This window comes from Bradyrhizobium nivariense (genome assembly GCF_029846695.2).
GTDB lineage: Bacteria > Pseudomonadota > Alphaproteobacteria > Rhizobiales > Xanthobacteraceae > Bradyrhizobium.
Genome location: NZ_JARWCR020000027.1, coordinates 1 through 14,292 on the forward strand (window position 1 = coordinate 1; position 14,292 = coordinate 14,292).

Annotated in this window: 13 protein-coding genes; 7 read left to right on the top strand and 6 right to left on the bottom strand. The window is 64.0% G+C overall.

What is annotated here, in order from left to right; translation table 11 throughout:
- Positions 1-251 precede the first annotated feature (251 nt).
- On the bottom strand, positions 252-1,364 hold the full coding sequence (locus tag QCM77_RS22085) for a SphA family protein (protein ID WP_279663782.1): 1,113 nt from the start codon (positions 1,362-1,364) through the stop codon (positions 252-254).
- An 849-nt stretch (positions 1,365-2,213) separates the two neighbouring features.
- On the bottom strand, positions 2,214-3,230 hold the full coding sequence (locus QCM77_RS22090) for an ATP-binding protein (protein ID WP_279663780.1): 1,017 nt from the start codon (positions 3,228-3,230) through the stop codon (positions 2,214-2,216).
- A 180-nt stretch (positions 3,231-3,410) separates the two neighbouring features.
- Here QCM77_RS22090 and yajC point away from each other — a divergent pair, with 180 nt between their 5' ends.
- The 6 genes from yajC to QCM77_RS22120 are packed head-to-tail and all read left to right on the top strand — an operon-like array spanning position 3,411 to position 9,064.
- The gene (gene yajC / locus QCM77_RS22095; RefSeq protein WP_211395658.1) at positions 3,411-3,788 is read left to right on the top strand and encodes a preprotein translocase subunit YajC; all 378 of its coding nucleotides are present in this window, start codon (positions 3,411-3,413) and stop codon (positions 3,786-3,788) included.
- A gap of 47 nt (positions 3,789-3,835) precedes the next feature.
- Positions 3,836-5,440: a protein translocase subunit SecD gene (gene secD / locus QCM77_RS22100; RefSeq protein ID WP_279663779.1), complete on the top strand. Its 1,605-nt coding sequence runs from the start codon at positions 3,836-3,838 to the stop codon at positions 5,438-5,440.
- A gap of 10 nt (positions 5,441-5,450) precedes the next feature.
- Positions 5,451-6,470, top strand: a complete 1,020-nt coding sequence (gene secF / locus QCM77_RS22105; protein WP_279663778.1) for a protein translocase subunit SecF — start codon at positions 5,451-5,453, stop codon at positions 6,468-6,470.
- Between the two features lie 60 nt (positions 6,471-6,530).
- Positions 6,531-6,914 carry an Mth938-like domain-containing protein gene (locus QCM77_RS22110; protein ID WP_279663777.1) on the top strand — a complete coding sequence of 128 codons (384 nt, stop codon included), beginning with the start codon at positions 6,531-6,533 and terminating at the stop codon, positions 6,912-6,914.
- Positions 6,911-7,774 carry a phytoene/squalene synthase family protein gene (locus tag QCM77_RS22115; RefSeq protein ID WP_279663775.1) on the top strand — a complete coding sequence of 288 codons (864 nt, stop codon included), beginning with the start codon at positions 6,911-6,913 and terminating at the stop codon, positions 7,772-7,774. Before QCM77_RS22110 ends, QCM77_RS22115 begins: the two co-directional genes overlap by 4 nt.
- 45 nt (positions 7,775-7,819) lie before the next feature.
- Complete coding sequence (locus tag QCM77_RS22120) at positions 7,820-9,064, top strand: threonine ammonia-lyase (protein ID WP_279663774.1); 1,245 nt, start codon at positions 7,820-7,822, stop codon at positions 9,062-9,064.
- A 12-nt stretch (positions 9,065-9,076) separates the two neighbouring features.
- On the opposite strand, the gene QCM77_RS22125 is transcribed toward QCM77_RS22120, so the two are convergent.
- Complete coding sequence (locus QCM77_RS22125) at positions 9,077-10,630, bottom strand: winged helix-turn-helix domain-containing tetratricopeptide repeat protein (protein WP_279684930.1); 1,554 nt, start codon at positions 10,628-10,630, stop codon at positions 9,077-9,079.
- A gap of 127 nt (positions 10,631-10,757) precedes the next feature.
- Between QCM77_RS22125 and QCM77_RS22130 the strand changes: the two genes are divergently transcribed.
- Positions 10,758-11,219, top strand: a complete 462-nt coding sequence (locus QCM77_RS22130; protein WP_279663773.1) for a cupin domain-containing protein — start codon at positions 10,758-10,760, stop codon at positions 11,217-11,219.
- Positions 11,220-11,288: 69 nt separating this feature from the next.
- Here QCM77_RS22130 and QCM77_RS22135 read toward each other — a convergent pair whose 3' ends face one another.
- The 3 genes from QCM77_RS22135 to QCM77_RS22145 form a co-directional block, all read right to left on the bottom strand.
- Positions 11,289-12,467: an aminotransferase class V-fold PLP-dependent enzyme gene (locus QCM77_RS22135; RefSeq protein ID WP_279663772.1), complete on the bottom strand. Its 1,179-nt coding sequence runs from the start codon at positions 12,465-12,467 to the stop codon at positions 11,289-11,291.
- An 82-nt stretch (positions 12,468-12,549) separates the two neighbouring features.
- Positions 12,550-13,122: a CAP domain-containing protein gene (locus QCM77_RS22140; protein ID WP_279663771.1), complete on the bottom strand. Its 573-nt coding sequence runs from the start codon at positions 13,120-13,122 to the stop codon at positions 12,550-12,552.
- Between the two features lie 74 nt (positions 13,123-13,196).
- A complete protein-coding gene (locus QCM77_RS22145; RefSeq protein ID WP_279663769.1) occupies positions 13,197-14,291 on the bottom strand; it encodes a serine/threonine protein kinase in 1,095 nt (364 codons plus the stop codon).
- Between the last annotated feature and the right edge of the window lies 1 nt (position 14,292).

The following is a 14,292-nucleotide window of genomic DNA, read 5'->3' on the forward strand; positions in this document are numbered from 1 at the left end:
TCTTCTGCAAGCTCAAGGAATTCAAACGTATCCCGTTGCGCGCAGATAAGACCGATCAAAGCTTCGCAGCCATGATCCATCTGGCCGCAGCCGTGATAAACTCCCGATGAATCCCAACAGACCCTAGTGATGTCCGCTTGTGGCCCTAAAAACGGGCTCATGCACCGCAGCAATCGGCGACGTCGTTCGATCGCTTCGTAGGCGCGGCTGAGCAACGTTGGCGGTTCGGTGGACCGCCGGGTTGGTTGATCCTAGTATTTTCTGACGATCGGCTTTGTCGTCGGAGGCGCTCCGGGCGCGGGCGGCGAGATCGAGAAGGTGACCCAGGTATTCCAGCCTGATGGCCGGTTTTCCGCAGCGAACTCGCCATAAGCTTTCAAATTGAGATAGCCCTGCATGTCGCCAACGGGAAACAAGAAACCGATTTGCGGGCCGATGCCAACTACCTGGGACTGGAAGCAGCCGACACGGTCACCTGAACCGCTATCACAGCCGAGCCCCTTGTAGACATAGCCCACCAGACCAACCATGACCTGCTTCGACAGAAATTGGGATGCACCCCAGTCGAAGTGCATGTCGACGCCGCTTTGATACTGCGTGGCAGTATTTTTGAAATTGTAAGTGAAGCCAAGCACACCGGACAATTCGTGCCCGGTCTGCGGATTGAAATAAGTGTAGCCACCGCCGGCATCGATCGCGCCGTGTCCAATGCCCAAGTTCGACAGGCGATCGGATTGGTAAGCGCCAACCGGGATATCGCCGGTGATATAGGTCATGTAGTTGTGGACGCCAGCGTTCCAGCGCAACGCGAACTGCGGCGCCAGATCGCCAAAGCCCCATGTCGTGTCGCTAATGGTATCGGACCGCGCGAAGGGAACGTTGCCGAACGGCGTCGAGAGTACGCCGGACAAGGTCCCCGCCAGGCTGGTGCCGACGACGCCATAGGCTGCCAAGAGAGACACTGACGCCTGGCCGCCGAGCACTGGCGTCGCAAATACATAACTCGGAAGCACCAAGCCAAGGTCGGCGGTGGCGTTGACATGCAAATTCAGATTTGCGTTTACGGTAAGGTTGGCCGGAACCCTGCCGAGCGTGAATTCACGCGCCCGCGCGACATCGGCGCCGGCGGATACGGAGGTATGGTAGTAGATATTCGCCAGCGACCAACCAGGCTGCTGCGGCGTGGCCGCGAGGCTCCCAAAGAGGCCGGGGATCCAGAAGCTGATGCCGTTTTCATCGGCCAACGCAGCTTGGGAAAAAAACAAGATCGCGGGCGCCACGATTGCCGCAACGCCAAGTCTGCGTCGATGTGCTGAGATTGGCCGCCCGCTTTTCGCCGCGGCCCGTGCAATTCTTGCTGTCATGTCGTGCCTCGTCAGGTGTGTCGCCTCCGAATACAACTCGGCGACAGCGTACCCCCGAGGCGACCGGGGCTCATCATGTAAAATTCAACGGGGATAGATCCGTCGTAAAAAAGATCAATGCTGCGACCAAAGAGCCACATTCGGTAACCCAAGTCCGATTGGGTACCACGGCAGACCTACTGCAACACTCTCATAGCTGGAAATGTTGAGTATGCAGTTTGTGCCACTGATTCTATTTTCGGACCCGCGCCGACGAGTGAGAAAAAAGCATCTTGCGGTGCCGTTCGCCGGCGTCTCTTGCTGCAACGCGATGCCAGCCGTTGTTAGGTCGCACGGCTAGGCTTTGCGGCTCATCGAACCGCCATCTCTCGACTGCTTATTGGTAATCGAGTGTGACCAAGAGCAAAGTTGCCAGACGATCAACCTCAAGCTCACGATCGTCGCGTCGTTCTAGCGTCAGTCTTCGCCGCACCTGTGGCCGCTGGCCCATTCGAGGGTGCCGTCGATGCTCACGCCAGAGGCGATTACGCCAAGGCCCTGCGTCTTATTCGTCCGCTGGCCAATGATGGTGACGCCGCAGCCCAATTCAATCTTGGGCTAATGTATGTGGCGGGCCACGGCGTGCAGCAGGATAGTGCTACCCGTATGGTTTCGCAAAGCTGCAGAGCAAGCTACGCACCTAGGCCGGACAATCGACAACTAGCTCGGCATGTCCGAAAAGGGGCACATCGCATGATTTCGCTGCGATGCGGAATTTGGTCCGCGCCAAGCAAGCTCGATCTATCGCTACGCGCCCTTGATTCCCCGCCTTCGGGGAAAAACAGCTGCAAGCAGGTTGCGATCCGACCGCTACGTCGCCGTCAGTCTCACGCCGAGCCGTCCCGCGAGCTCCTGCACGAACTGCCAGGCGACGCGGCCCGAGCGCGAGCCGCGTGTCGTCGACCATTCCAGCGCCTCGCGCTCCAGCGCCTCGTCGTCGACCTTGACGCCGAAATGGCTGCAATAGCCGCGCACCATGGCGAGATATTCGTCCTGGCTGCAGCGGTGGAAGCCGAGCCAGAGGCCGAAGCGATCCGACAGCGAGACCTTCTCCTCGACGGCTTCGCCGGGATTGATCGCGGTCGAGCGCTCGTTCTCGATCATCTCGCGCGCCAGCAGATGGCGGCGGTTGGAGGTGGCGTAGAGGATGACGTTCTCGGGTCGGCCCTCGATGCCGCCTTCGAGCACCGCCTTGAGCGATTTGTAGGACGCATCATTGCCGTCGAAGGAGAGGTCGTCGCAGAACACGATGAAGCGGAAGGACGAGGCGCGGAGCTGCTCCATCAGCGCGGGCAGGCTCTCGATGTCCTCGCGATGAATCTCGATCAGCTTCAGTCTGTCGGCGGCCTTGCGGTCCGCATTGATGCTGGCATGCGCCGCCTTCACCAGCGACGACTTGCCCATGCCGCGCGCGCCCCAGAGCAACGCGTTGTTGGCGGGCAGGCCGTTGGCGAAACGCTCGGTGTTCTCCATCAGGATGTCGCGCACCCGGTCGACGCCCTTGAGCAGGAACAGCTCGACGCGGCTGACCCGCGGCACCGCCGCAAGGCGGCCGTCCGGGTGCCAGACGAAAGCATCCGCCCGCTTGAACGATTCGCGTTCGACGGCGGGATTGCCTTGGGCGACGAGGTGCGCCGCGATCGTCTCCAGCGCGCGAACGATGCGCCCCTGGGAGAGGTCCGGAGTCGCCTTGGAAGTCGCCTTGGAAGCTGCCTCGGCAGTTGCTTTGGAGGCTGCCTTGGGACGTTTTGCCGCGACGCGGGCAGGCTTCCTGGCAGGGGTGCGGGGGCCTTTGCCGGCCGGGCTTTTGCTTGGTTTTTGGGGCATGTCCGAAGTTCCTGAGAATGCAGCCTTATCGGGCCTGAGCGCGCGCCGCAAGGTAGCCAAATCGACGGTCTGGCAGCGTTGCAATTGGGGCAATGGCCGCTATAGTCCGCGCGAATTTGACCGAACCGGTCGCCATTTGGGCCTGACCGGTTTTCCCCCGTTTTCACGAGGATCGTCCGAATGCTGATTACCCCTGCGTATGCCCAGGCTGCGGGCGCCGGCGACACCAGCGGCATGTTGATGTCGCTGCTGCCGTTCGCCCTGATCTTCGTCATCATGTACTTCCTGATTCTGCGTCCGCAGCAGAAGAAGGTCCGTGACCACGCCGACCTGGTGAAGAACATCCGCCGCGGCGACACCGTCGTGACCTCGGGCGGCCTCGTCGGCAAGGTCACCAAGGTCGTCGACGACGACCAGATCGAGTTCGAGATCGCCGACGGCGTGCGCGTGCGGCAGATGCGCTCGATGGTCTCCGGCGTGCGCGCCAAGGGCGAGCCGGCCAAAGAATCCAAGGAAAGCGCCAAGGAAAGCGCCAAGGACGACACCGCGGCGAAGTGAGCACTTCCGCGAGTCTCTCAAGTCTCCTGATCTGACAGGTCCAGTCGATGTTGTATTTCACGCGGTGGAAGGCGCTGGGGATTATCCTGACGGCGCTGATCGTGTGCCTCTGCGCGGTCCCGAACTTCTTCCCCGAAGCGCAGGTCAAGACCTGGCCCGGCTGGGCGCAGCGCCGGCTCGTGCTCGGCCTCGATCTCCAAGGCGGCTCCTATCTGCTGCTCGAGGTCGACGGCAATTATGTGAAGAAGGAGAGGCTCGACCAGGTCCGCGACGACGTTCGCCGGACGCTGCGCGATGCCAAGATCGGCTTCACCGGCGGCGTCACCGTGCGCAACGACGCGGCCGAAGTTCGGATCACCAAGGAATCCGACCTGCAGCCTGCGCTCGCCAAACTGCGCGAGCTGTCCCAGCCGCTGGGCGGATTGGTGGGATCCAGCGGTCAGCGCGACCTGGATGTGACTGACGCCGGGGGCGGCGTGATCCGGCTCGTCATCCCGCAGGCCGCGATGCTCGACCGCATGCGCAAGACCATCGAGCAGTCGATCCAGATCGTCGAACGCCGCGTCAACGAGCTCGGCACCGTCGAGCCCGTCATCCAGCGCCAGGGCAATGACCGCATCCTGGTGCAGGTCCCCGGCCTGCAGGACCCGACCCGCCTGAAGGAATTGCTGGGCAAGACCGCGAAGATGGAATTCCGCATGGTCGATACCTCCGTGCCGCCCGATCAGGCGCAGCAGGGAGGTTTGCCGCCGGAATCCGAGCTTCTGATGAGCGCGTCGCCGCCGCCCACACCCTATGTGGTCAAGAAGCAGGTGCTGGTTGCCGGCGGCGACCTGACCGATGCCCAGGCGAGCTTTGACCAGCGCACCAGTGAACCCGTCGTCAGCTTCAAGTTCAATACGTCAGGCGCCCGCAAGTTCTCGCAGGCCACGCAAGAGAACGTCGGGCTGCCCTTCGCGATCGTGCTCGACAACAAGGTGATCTCCGCGCCCGTGATCCGCGAGCCCATCACCGGCGGCCAGGGCCAGATCTCCGGCAGCTTCACCGTGCAATCGGCCAACGATCTCGCGATCCTGCTGCGCGCCGGCGCGCTGCCGGCACCGCTCACGGTGGTCGAGGAGCGCACCGTCGGTCCGGGCCTCGGCCAGGACTCGATCGAGAAGGGCGAGCTCGCTGCCTATGTCGGCTCGATCCTGGTCATCATCTTCATGCTCGTGACCTACCGGCTGTTCGGCGTGTTCGCCAACATCGCGGTGGCCATCAACGTCGCCATGATCTTCGGCCTGCTGTCGCTGCTCAACGCCACCCTGACGCTGCCCGGCATCGCCGGCATCGTGCTCACCGTCGGCATCGCGGTCGATTCCAACGTGCTGATCTACGAGCGTATCCGCGAGGAATTGCGCGGCGGCCGCAACGCGATCTCGGCGATCGACGCCGGCTTCAAGCGGGCGCTTGCGACCATCCTCGATTCCAACATCACCACCTTCATTGCCGCTGCGGTGCTGTTCTACATCGGCACCGGCCCGGTGCGCGGCTTCGCCGTGACGCTCGGCATCGGCATCATCACCACGGTGTTCACCGCCTTCACGCTGACCCGGCTGATCGTGGCCGGGTGGGTGCGGTGGAAGCGGCCGCAGAGCGTGCCGATCTAGGAGCCTGACCGTGACTCACTTCGTTCTCATCGGGCTCGGCATCCTGATCGCCGTCCTCACCGTGGTCTCGGTGTTCGGCCTGCTGCCGTCGCTGCGCATCGTCCCTGACGATACGCATTTCGATTTCACGCGCTTCCGCCGCATCAGCTTCCCGATCTCGGCGGCGCTGTCGATCGTCGCCATCACGCTGTTTTTCACCCATGGCCTGAATTTCGGCATCGACTTCCGTGGCGGCACGCTGCTCGAGGTGCGGGCCAAGTCCGGCACCGCCGACATCGCGGCGATGCGCACGACACTGGATGGCCTGCGCCTGGGCGAAGTCCAGATCCAGCAAATCGGCGGTCCCGCGGACGTCCTGATCCGCGTCGCGGAGCAGCCGGGCGGCGACGCCGCCCAGCAGGAAGCCGTGCAGAAGGTCCGCACCGCGCTCGGTGATTCCTTCGACTATCGCCGCGTCGAGGTCGTGGGTCCGCGCGTCTCCGGCGAGCTCTTGGCCTACGGCATGCTCGGCCTGATGCTGGCGATCGTCTCGATCCTGATCTATCTCTGGTTCCGCTTCGAGTGGCAGTTCGCGCTCGGCGCCATGATCGCCAACGTGCACGACATCGTGCTGACCATCGGCTTCATGTCGATCAGCCAGGTCGATTTCGACCTGACCAGTATTGCGGCGCTTCTGACCATTCTCGGCTATTCGCTCAACGACACCGTCGTCATCTACGACCGAATCCGTGAAATGCTGCGGCGCTACAAGAAGATGCCGATGCCGCAGCTCCTCAACGAGTCCATCAATTCGACGCTGTCGCGTTCGATCATCACCCACTTCACCGTGACCCTGGCGCTGCTGGCGCTGCTTCTGTTCGGCGGCCATGCCATCCACAGCTTCACCGCGGTGATGATGTTCGGCGTGGTGCTGGTCGGCACCTACACCTCGATCTTCATCGCGGCGCCGATCCTGATCTATCTCGGTGTCGGCGAACATCGTGAAGATGCGGCGGAAGCGACTACGCCGGCGAAGAAAAACAAGGCATGATCCGAACCGCATGCCCTCGCAGGCGTTTGCGAGGGCGGTAAGCCTATTCGGACGAAGCTCATGGCCGGCGATCCCAACGCACCGCATTTCCCGCGCTCGGCGCCGATCGAAGCCTATGGCAAGGGCGGCTTCGCCTTTGCCGGCATGTCGCATCGCGGTTCACTGCTCTGCCTGCCCGACGCGATCTGGGCCTGGGACGTGACGGATCCCGCCAAGATCGACCGCTATTCGCTGGATCGGGTCTTCACCTCTGCCAACAGCATCGACACGCTTCTCATCGGGACTGGCACCGGCGTCTGGCTGCCGCCGCCGGGGCTGCGCCAGGCGCTGAAGGCGGTGAGGGTGGTGCTGGACACGATGCAGACCGGTCCTGCCGTGCGCACCTACAACATCATGATCGGCGAACGGCGCCGCGTCGCGGCCGCGCTGATCGCCGTGCCATGAGTAGCTCCGCGCCGCCGCCCGATTCCGCCGCCTTCTGCGCTGACCTCGTACGCAGCCACGACTTCTCCCGCTATGCCGCGACCCTGTTCGCGCCTGCTGCCGAGCGCCGCGCGCTGCTGGCGCTCTATGCCTTCAATGTTGAGATCGTCCGCGTCCGCGACCAGGTGAGCCAGCCCTTGCCGGGCGAAATCCGCCTGCAATGGTGGACCGACATGCTGTCGGGCCATGCCCATGGCAGTGCCGAGGGCAATCCGGTGGCGGCGGAGCTGTTGCGCGCAATCCGCGATTTCGAGCTGCCGGTCGAGCCGTTCTCGCTGCTCGTCGACGAGCACCAGTTCGATCTCTACAACGACCCGATGCCGACGGTGACGGCGCTGGAAGGCTATCTGGCCGCGACCTGTTCGGCGCTGCTCGGCCTCGCGGCCCGGATCATGGCGCCGCCTTCGGAAACCGTCGAGCATCTGGCGCGGCATGCCGGGCTGGCCCAGGGCATCGCGCAAATCATCGCGAACTTGCCGCGTGATGCGGCGCACCGGCAATTGTTCCTGCCGCAGCAGGTTCTGGCGAGCCACAATTGCAACATGGAGGATGTGTTCGCCGGCAAGGAGACGCCGAATTTGCGCGCCGTCCTGGACCAGCTCGCGGACGAAGCCGGGCAGCACTTGACCACGGCCTTGTCGCTGTTGGCCGAGGTGCCGGCGCCGGCACGGCCGGCGTTTCTGCCGCTGAGCCAGGTACGGGCCGACCTCAAGCGCCTGTCGCAGCCAGGGCGCAATCCGTTTACGCCGCAGCAATCGTCGCGGCTACGCACGCTGTGGACGCTGTGGCGGGCCTCGCGTTCCCCGGCGTTTACCAAATAGCGGTTGGCTTATCGCCTCAAACTGCCAAATGCTCTATGCTGTCCCATGGCTGAGTTGTCCCAAAGCATGTCCTCCGATCTCAGCGGCCTTCCGGTCGCGCCGAGCGACATTCATGCCGCCGCCGAGACCATCCGCGGCGCCGTCGTGGAGACGCCCTGTAGCTACAGCCGCACGCTGAGCAATATCTGCGGCTGCGACATCTGGCTGAAATTCGAGAACCTCCAGTTCACCTCCTCGTTCAAGGAGCGCGGGGCGCTCAACCGCCTCACGGCGCTGACGCCGGAGGAGCGCGCGCGGGGCGTCGTCGCGATGTCGGCGGGTAACCACGCGCAGGGTGTTGCCTATCACGCCAAGCGGCTCGGCGTTCCCGCAACGATCGTGATGCCGGTCGGCACGCCCATGGTGAAGGTCGAGAACACCAGACATCACGGTGCCGAGGTGGTGGTCACGGGTGCAACGCTCGAGGACGCGGCCGCTTTCGCGCGCAGCCACGGCGAAGCCCGCGGCATGATCTTCGTCCACCCTTACGACGATCCGCTTGTCATCGCGGGGCAGGGCACGGTCGGGCTGGAGATGCTGAACGCGGTGCCGGAGCTCGATACGCTGGTGGTCCCGATCGGCGGCGGCGGGCTGATCAGCGGGATCGGCATTGCCGCGAAATCGGTCAAGCCGTCGCTGCGGATCCTCGGCGTCGAGGCCTGGCTCTATCCCTCGATGTACAACGCCATCCACGGCGGCACTCTGCCCGCGCGCGGCGACACGCTCGCCGAAGGCATCGCGGTGAAATCGCCCGGCAAGATCACGACCGAAATCGTCCGCCGCCTCGTCGACGACATCGCGCTCGTCAATGAAGCCGAGCTCGAGCGCGCGGTCGCGACCCTGATCTCGATCGAGAAGACGGTTGTAGAGGGCGCCGGCGCCGCCGGCCTCGCCGCGCTGATGTCCGACCCGTCCCGCTTCGCCGGCCAGAAGGTCGGGCTGGTGCTGAGCGGCGGCAATATCGACACACGGCTGATCGCCTCGGTCCTTACCCGCGAGTTGGCGCGCGAGGGGCGGCTCACCCAGTTGTCGCTCGATATCCCCGACAGGCCCGGTCAACTGGCTGCGGTCGCGGCACTGCTGGCCGAGGCCGGCGCCAACATCATCGAGGTCTCGCACCAGCGCACGTTCTCGGACCTGCCGGCAAAAGCGACGCTGCTGCAACTCGTCATCGAGACCCGCGACAGCGCCCATCTCGACGAGGTCATGGCGAAGCTTGGCGCATCCGGATTGAGTGCGCGCTGCACGTGATTGGCGCGACCGTTATTCCGGCAGGCCGGCGGCACGAAGCGCCTCGCCAAGGGACGACGCAAGCGCCGGGGAACAGTTGACGCCTGAGAACTGCCGGCTGTAGCGGAACGTCGGGTGCAACTCGAGCACCCGGGCGGCCGCCGCCCTCGCTTCTTCCAGACGTCCGAGCTTTGCGAGCGCCGCGGCCAGTTGCACATAGGTAATGCTGTGTCGAGGATTGGCCTGAACCGACCGGTAGGCCGCACGACAGGCTTCTTCATATCGACCGCGGTGGAAGTGACCCATGGCCTGCGCGTCGAACGCAGCAAAGGCCCAGGGATCGAACGGACTGAGCCGCACGCCCCTTTCGCTCCACTCGATGGCGCGGTCGGCTTCGCCGCTCCAACCGAGCATGACGCTGCCGAGGATGTAGGTCAGCGCCGATGATGGGCTGATGGCGAGTGCGGCGTCGAGTGCAGTGAATGCTGCGGAACGATCGTGCCCATCCATGCCGATCGAAAAAGCCGCAAGGGTCAGAGCAAGCGCGTCATCCTGTCCGTGGATCAGGGCCGACCGTGCATGATGGATAGACGCGGCCCGATTGACCTCCTGCAAACCGGCTCGAAGGAACAGGCAATGGTGGCACATTGCGGCATTGCCGTGCGCTAGCGCATAAGTGGGCTCGAGCGTGATCGAACGTGCGAGCAGCACAAGGGCTTGCGTGACCTGCTCAGGCATTCCGGAATCGACATCCGGCTGGGCCCGCAGGACAAGATCATAGGCATCGAGGCTGTCGGGCCGTTGGCGCTTGACCCTGTTGAATTCTGCGCGCCGCAGGCTCGGCGCAATGGCGCCGACGACCGATAGGGCGATGTCATCCTGGAGGGCGAAAACGTCCTCGGACCGGCGATCGTAGCGCTCGGCCCACACATGCCCGCCGGTCGACGTGTCGATCAACTGACCCGTGATTCGGACCGTTGTGCCGGTCTTCCGGACGCTGCCTTCCAGCACATACCGGACGCCAAGCTCGCGGCCGACCTGTTTCAAGTCCACCGCACGGCCCTTGTAAATGAACGTCGAATTCCGCGCGATCACGAACAGCCAGTTGATGCGCGACAGTCCGGTGATGATGTCGTCGACCATCCCTTCGGCAAAGTAGTCCTGCCCTGCATCACCGCTCAGGTTCGCGAAGGGCAAGACCGCGATTGACGGCCTGTCAGGCAATATCAGCGATGGCGCTGCGGAGGCGGCGGATGCGTGATCCCGATGGGACGTCGTAACGGAGGGACCCACATAGCGATAGCCACGCCGCGGCAGGGTCTCGATCCAGCGGGCCTCTCCAGAGATATCCGCCAAAATGCGCCGCACAGCAGCGATTTGGACGGTCAAATTACTGTCCTCGATTGCCTGGGCAGGCCACGCCGCCTCGATCAAGGCTTCCTTGGACACCGGCGCGCCGGCTCGTTGCACGAGCAGGGCCAAGAGCAGGACGGCTCGCTGGCCGAGGGGGGTCGGCTCGGCACCGTGGAAAAGGATTCCTGCATCGGCGTCGAGACGGAATGGACCAAATTCAAGGATTATGGCCATTGCCAAAGAAGGGCACATTTCGGAGGTTTTTTGCAATGTTTTCCGAACGGCTTCACTACTTTCAGGAGCCGCTGGATCACCATGGCGCGGTTTTCAGGCAGAGGCGCACCGAGCCATGGAGGGTCACATGAACGCCAAACCGCTCATCCGCAGGCCCGGCGAGACCAAGGGAATTATGCTGCGCGGTCAACCGATGGCCTTCCTGGTAACCGGCGAAGATACAAAGCACACCAGCATGTTCGACTGGACGATACCGGCAGGGTTCGCCACAGGCCGGCACGTTCATCGCGTGCAGGAAGAGACCTTCTACATGCTGGAGGGCGAGTGCGAATGGCATGTCGGTGACGAAGTCGTCCGAGCGGCACCGGGGACCTACCTCTTCATTCCCCCCGGCGTCCCGCACAACATCACCAACGTCAGCGAGAAGCCCGCGCGCGTGCTCATGACGGTCTCTCCACCGGGACACGAACGCTACTTCGAAGAATTGGCCAAGATGACCGCAAGCGGAGCCCCGGACGCGAAAGCCATCAGTGAATTGCGCGCCCGCTTCGACACCGACCAGCTGTCGGCGCTGACAACGAAAGGTTGAAGGCAATGTGCTGGGGCGACGGCGGATCGGCTTCGAACTCGATTCGGTCGCGCAGGTTCTTGCGCGCCGCTATCGCGGCGTCAAAGCTTCCAGGTGGGCGATCAGCCGATCGATCTCGGCTTCCGTATTGTAGTAATGCGGGGAGGCGCGCGCCACCGGCGGCAGCGAGCGAATTTCGGCATCGATGCGCGTGCTCGACGGATCTGAGGCACCGATCGTGATGCCGGCTGCGACGGCCTCGCTGACGACCTGTTCCGCCTCGTACCCTTCCACCGTGAAGCTGACGATGGCCCCCGGAGCGCGTCCGAGGTCGCGAATTCTGATGCCGCGAATGGAGGCGAGGCCACCCCGGAGACGGTCAGCCAGCATGCGGCAGCGCTGCTCGATGGGGCCGAGCCCGACGTCGAGGGCATAGTTGACGGCCGCGCCGAGCCCGAGCCGGGCCGCGTAGTTGTTCTCCCAGGTCTCGAAACGGCGCGCATCGTCGCGGAGCCGATAAGCGTCTCGGGAGACCCAGGGCGCGGCGAAGTGGTCGATCATCGGCGGTTCGAGCCGCTGCAACATCGCCCGGCGGACGTAGAGAAAGCCGGTGCCGCGCGGGCCGCGGAGGAATTTGCGACCGGTCGCCGACAACATGTCACAGCCGACGGCCTCGACGTCGACCGCCATCTGGCCGACCGCCTGGCAGGCGTCGAGCAGATAGGGAATGCCTCGCGCTCGCGCGATCTTGCCGACGGCCGCTGCCGGATTGACCAGCCCGCCATTGGTCGGAACCCAGGTGATCGCAATCAGTTTTACGCGCGCATCGATCATGCGTTCGAGCGCGTCAACGTCGAGCTCGCCACTGGCATCGCTCGGCACGATGTCGATCGCGACGCCTGTTCGCTTGGCGACCTGAAGAAACGCGACATAATTGGCAGCGTACTCCGCCTCCGCGGTCAGGATCCGGTCACCATCGCGAAACTGAAGCGCGTAGAACGCCATCTGCCAGGCAACCGTCGCGTTCTCCATGAGGGCGATCTCATCCGGCGCGGCATTCAGCAGGCGCGCCACTGAGCCGTAGATGGATTCGAGTCGGCGCGACTCACGGTCGGCCGCGGCATAGCCTCCGATCTCACTCTCAAGGTCGATATGCTGCTTCATGGCCTCGACGACAGGGACAGGCATGAGAGCCGCCCCCGCATTGTGCAGGTACGCAAGCCGGGAGGTGGCTGGCGTGTCGGCACGTATTCGCTCGATGTTGATCATCACGCCTCCGCTTCTCGCGATCTTCTTGCATGAATTAGACGCGTCGAAGAATGCGAGCAAGATGGCAACGTCCAGCTTCGCCTCAGATGCAGAGGCCGAGCAGCTTGATGTGACAGCCGCTGGATTTGGGCTTGCTTGCAGGAGCGGCATCGCGTTTCACGGCAATGAGGGGCTCCTTGTCCTTCTTGCCCTTGCCCTTCGGCTCGTAGTCACCAGCGATCACCATCGCCCAATAGGTGCGCTTGCCGCTGGCGTTTTTCGCGCTCGCGATGCCGATGCGGGAGGCGTTGTGCAGCAAGAGGTTCTTGCGGTGGCCGGAGGAATCGATCCACTGGCCGAGCGTCTTCTCGAAATTGTCGTAGCCGTAGGCGATGTTCTCGGCGGCGCGGCCTGCGCCGGCCGGTGCGACGCGGCGGTTGAACGGGCCGAGGGCGTCGTGACTGAGGTCGTCCTTCGTCGCCATCGCGCGCGCCTGGTCCATGGCGATGCGGTCGAGGGTCGAATCGCGCACGACGCGGACCTCACCATGCTTGAGGCGGAATCTGGAGATCAGCTCGGCCGGAGCTTCGGCCATTGCGGGCGTGGTGGCGAGCAGCAGAAGGCCGGCGATCAGGCTGCCAACCACACCATGCATCATCGCCCCCCGAGTGCCCATGACCCCGCCAAGCCCAAATTTTCCGATCGCTTCTCTATCGCCAATGTGGACGCTTCAAGGCGTGGTCCACCGTGCTAGCCCGCCGGCAGGTCCGCCTCGAAATTGAAGCGGTCTCGCAGATTCTTGCGCTGCTCCAGGATGTCCTTGAGGAAGGCGCGGTCCTGGTCGTTCTTCATCATAGGCTCGATCAGGTCGAGCTGGTTCATGGCGACCAGTTGCAGGATCTCTGTGCGCGGCTTGCCGCCGGCGTCGCGTGGCAGCGCGTGCACGACCTGGATGTGTTCCGGTGGCTTCGGCCCCTTGGCGGCGGTGAGCTCGTTCCGCAATTGCCCTTCGAGCGCGGCCTGATCGGCTTCGACGAACGCATAGAGCCCGACGCCCGAGCGGCGGTCGGCAAAAGCGACGATGGCGGTGTCGCGCACTGCGGGGTTCTTGCGGATCAGTTCCGCCAGCACCGGCGCGTCGTTGACGAGCCGGCGGCCGCCGCCTTCACGGTCGGTGAAGTTGAACAGGCCGCGCGTGATGGCCCGATAGACTTTCTTGCCGGTAGCGAGCCACAGGCTGGCGGCGAACGACTTCTTCGCCAGGATCTTGCGCTCGCGCGGCGTCAGTGCCTCAGGCGCGTACGAGCGCTTGTGCTTGAGCAGATGCCGGAGATCTTCATAGGCCAGGATGCGGTAAAGCCGGCCGCGTCGGTTGAAACAGGCCGCGAGCTGGAAGTCGGTCACATAGGCGCGCCCGTCGCGGCCGACCAGCCAGTTCTGTTCCTTGGCAAGATCATTGTGGCATATGCCGGCGCGGCGCAGCCGCCGCAGCGCGGCCTTCGCCGAGCGAAAATAGGCGAGATCGCTGTGCGGTTTGGCCAGATGCAGCGCGACACCATCGACGAAGCTGCGCACCAGCGCGCGGCGTCCGGCCCACAGCAGCTCGGGGCCGACGTTCAGCCCCTTGGCGAGCACCAGCGCATGCTTTTCGCGGCCGAACAGATGGCGCGCCAAAGGGAATGACCACCACGGCACCTCGTCGAGGCGGCGCAGCACTGCGTCGACCTCACCCCCATCGTCGCGGAATCGGCCGCGCTCGACGGTCGAGAACACGTCGCGCTTGAGCAGCACGCCCTCGGTCCAGCGCGCCGAGAGTGTTGCGGCGTCGTCTTTGGGAAGGTTCATC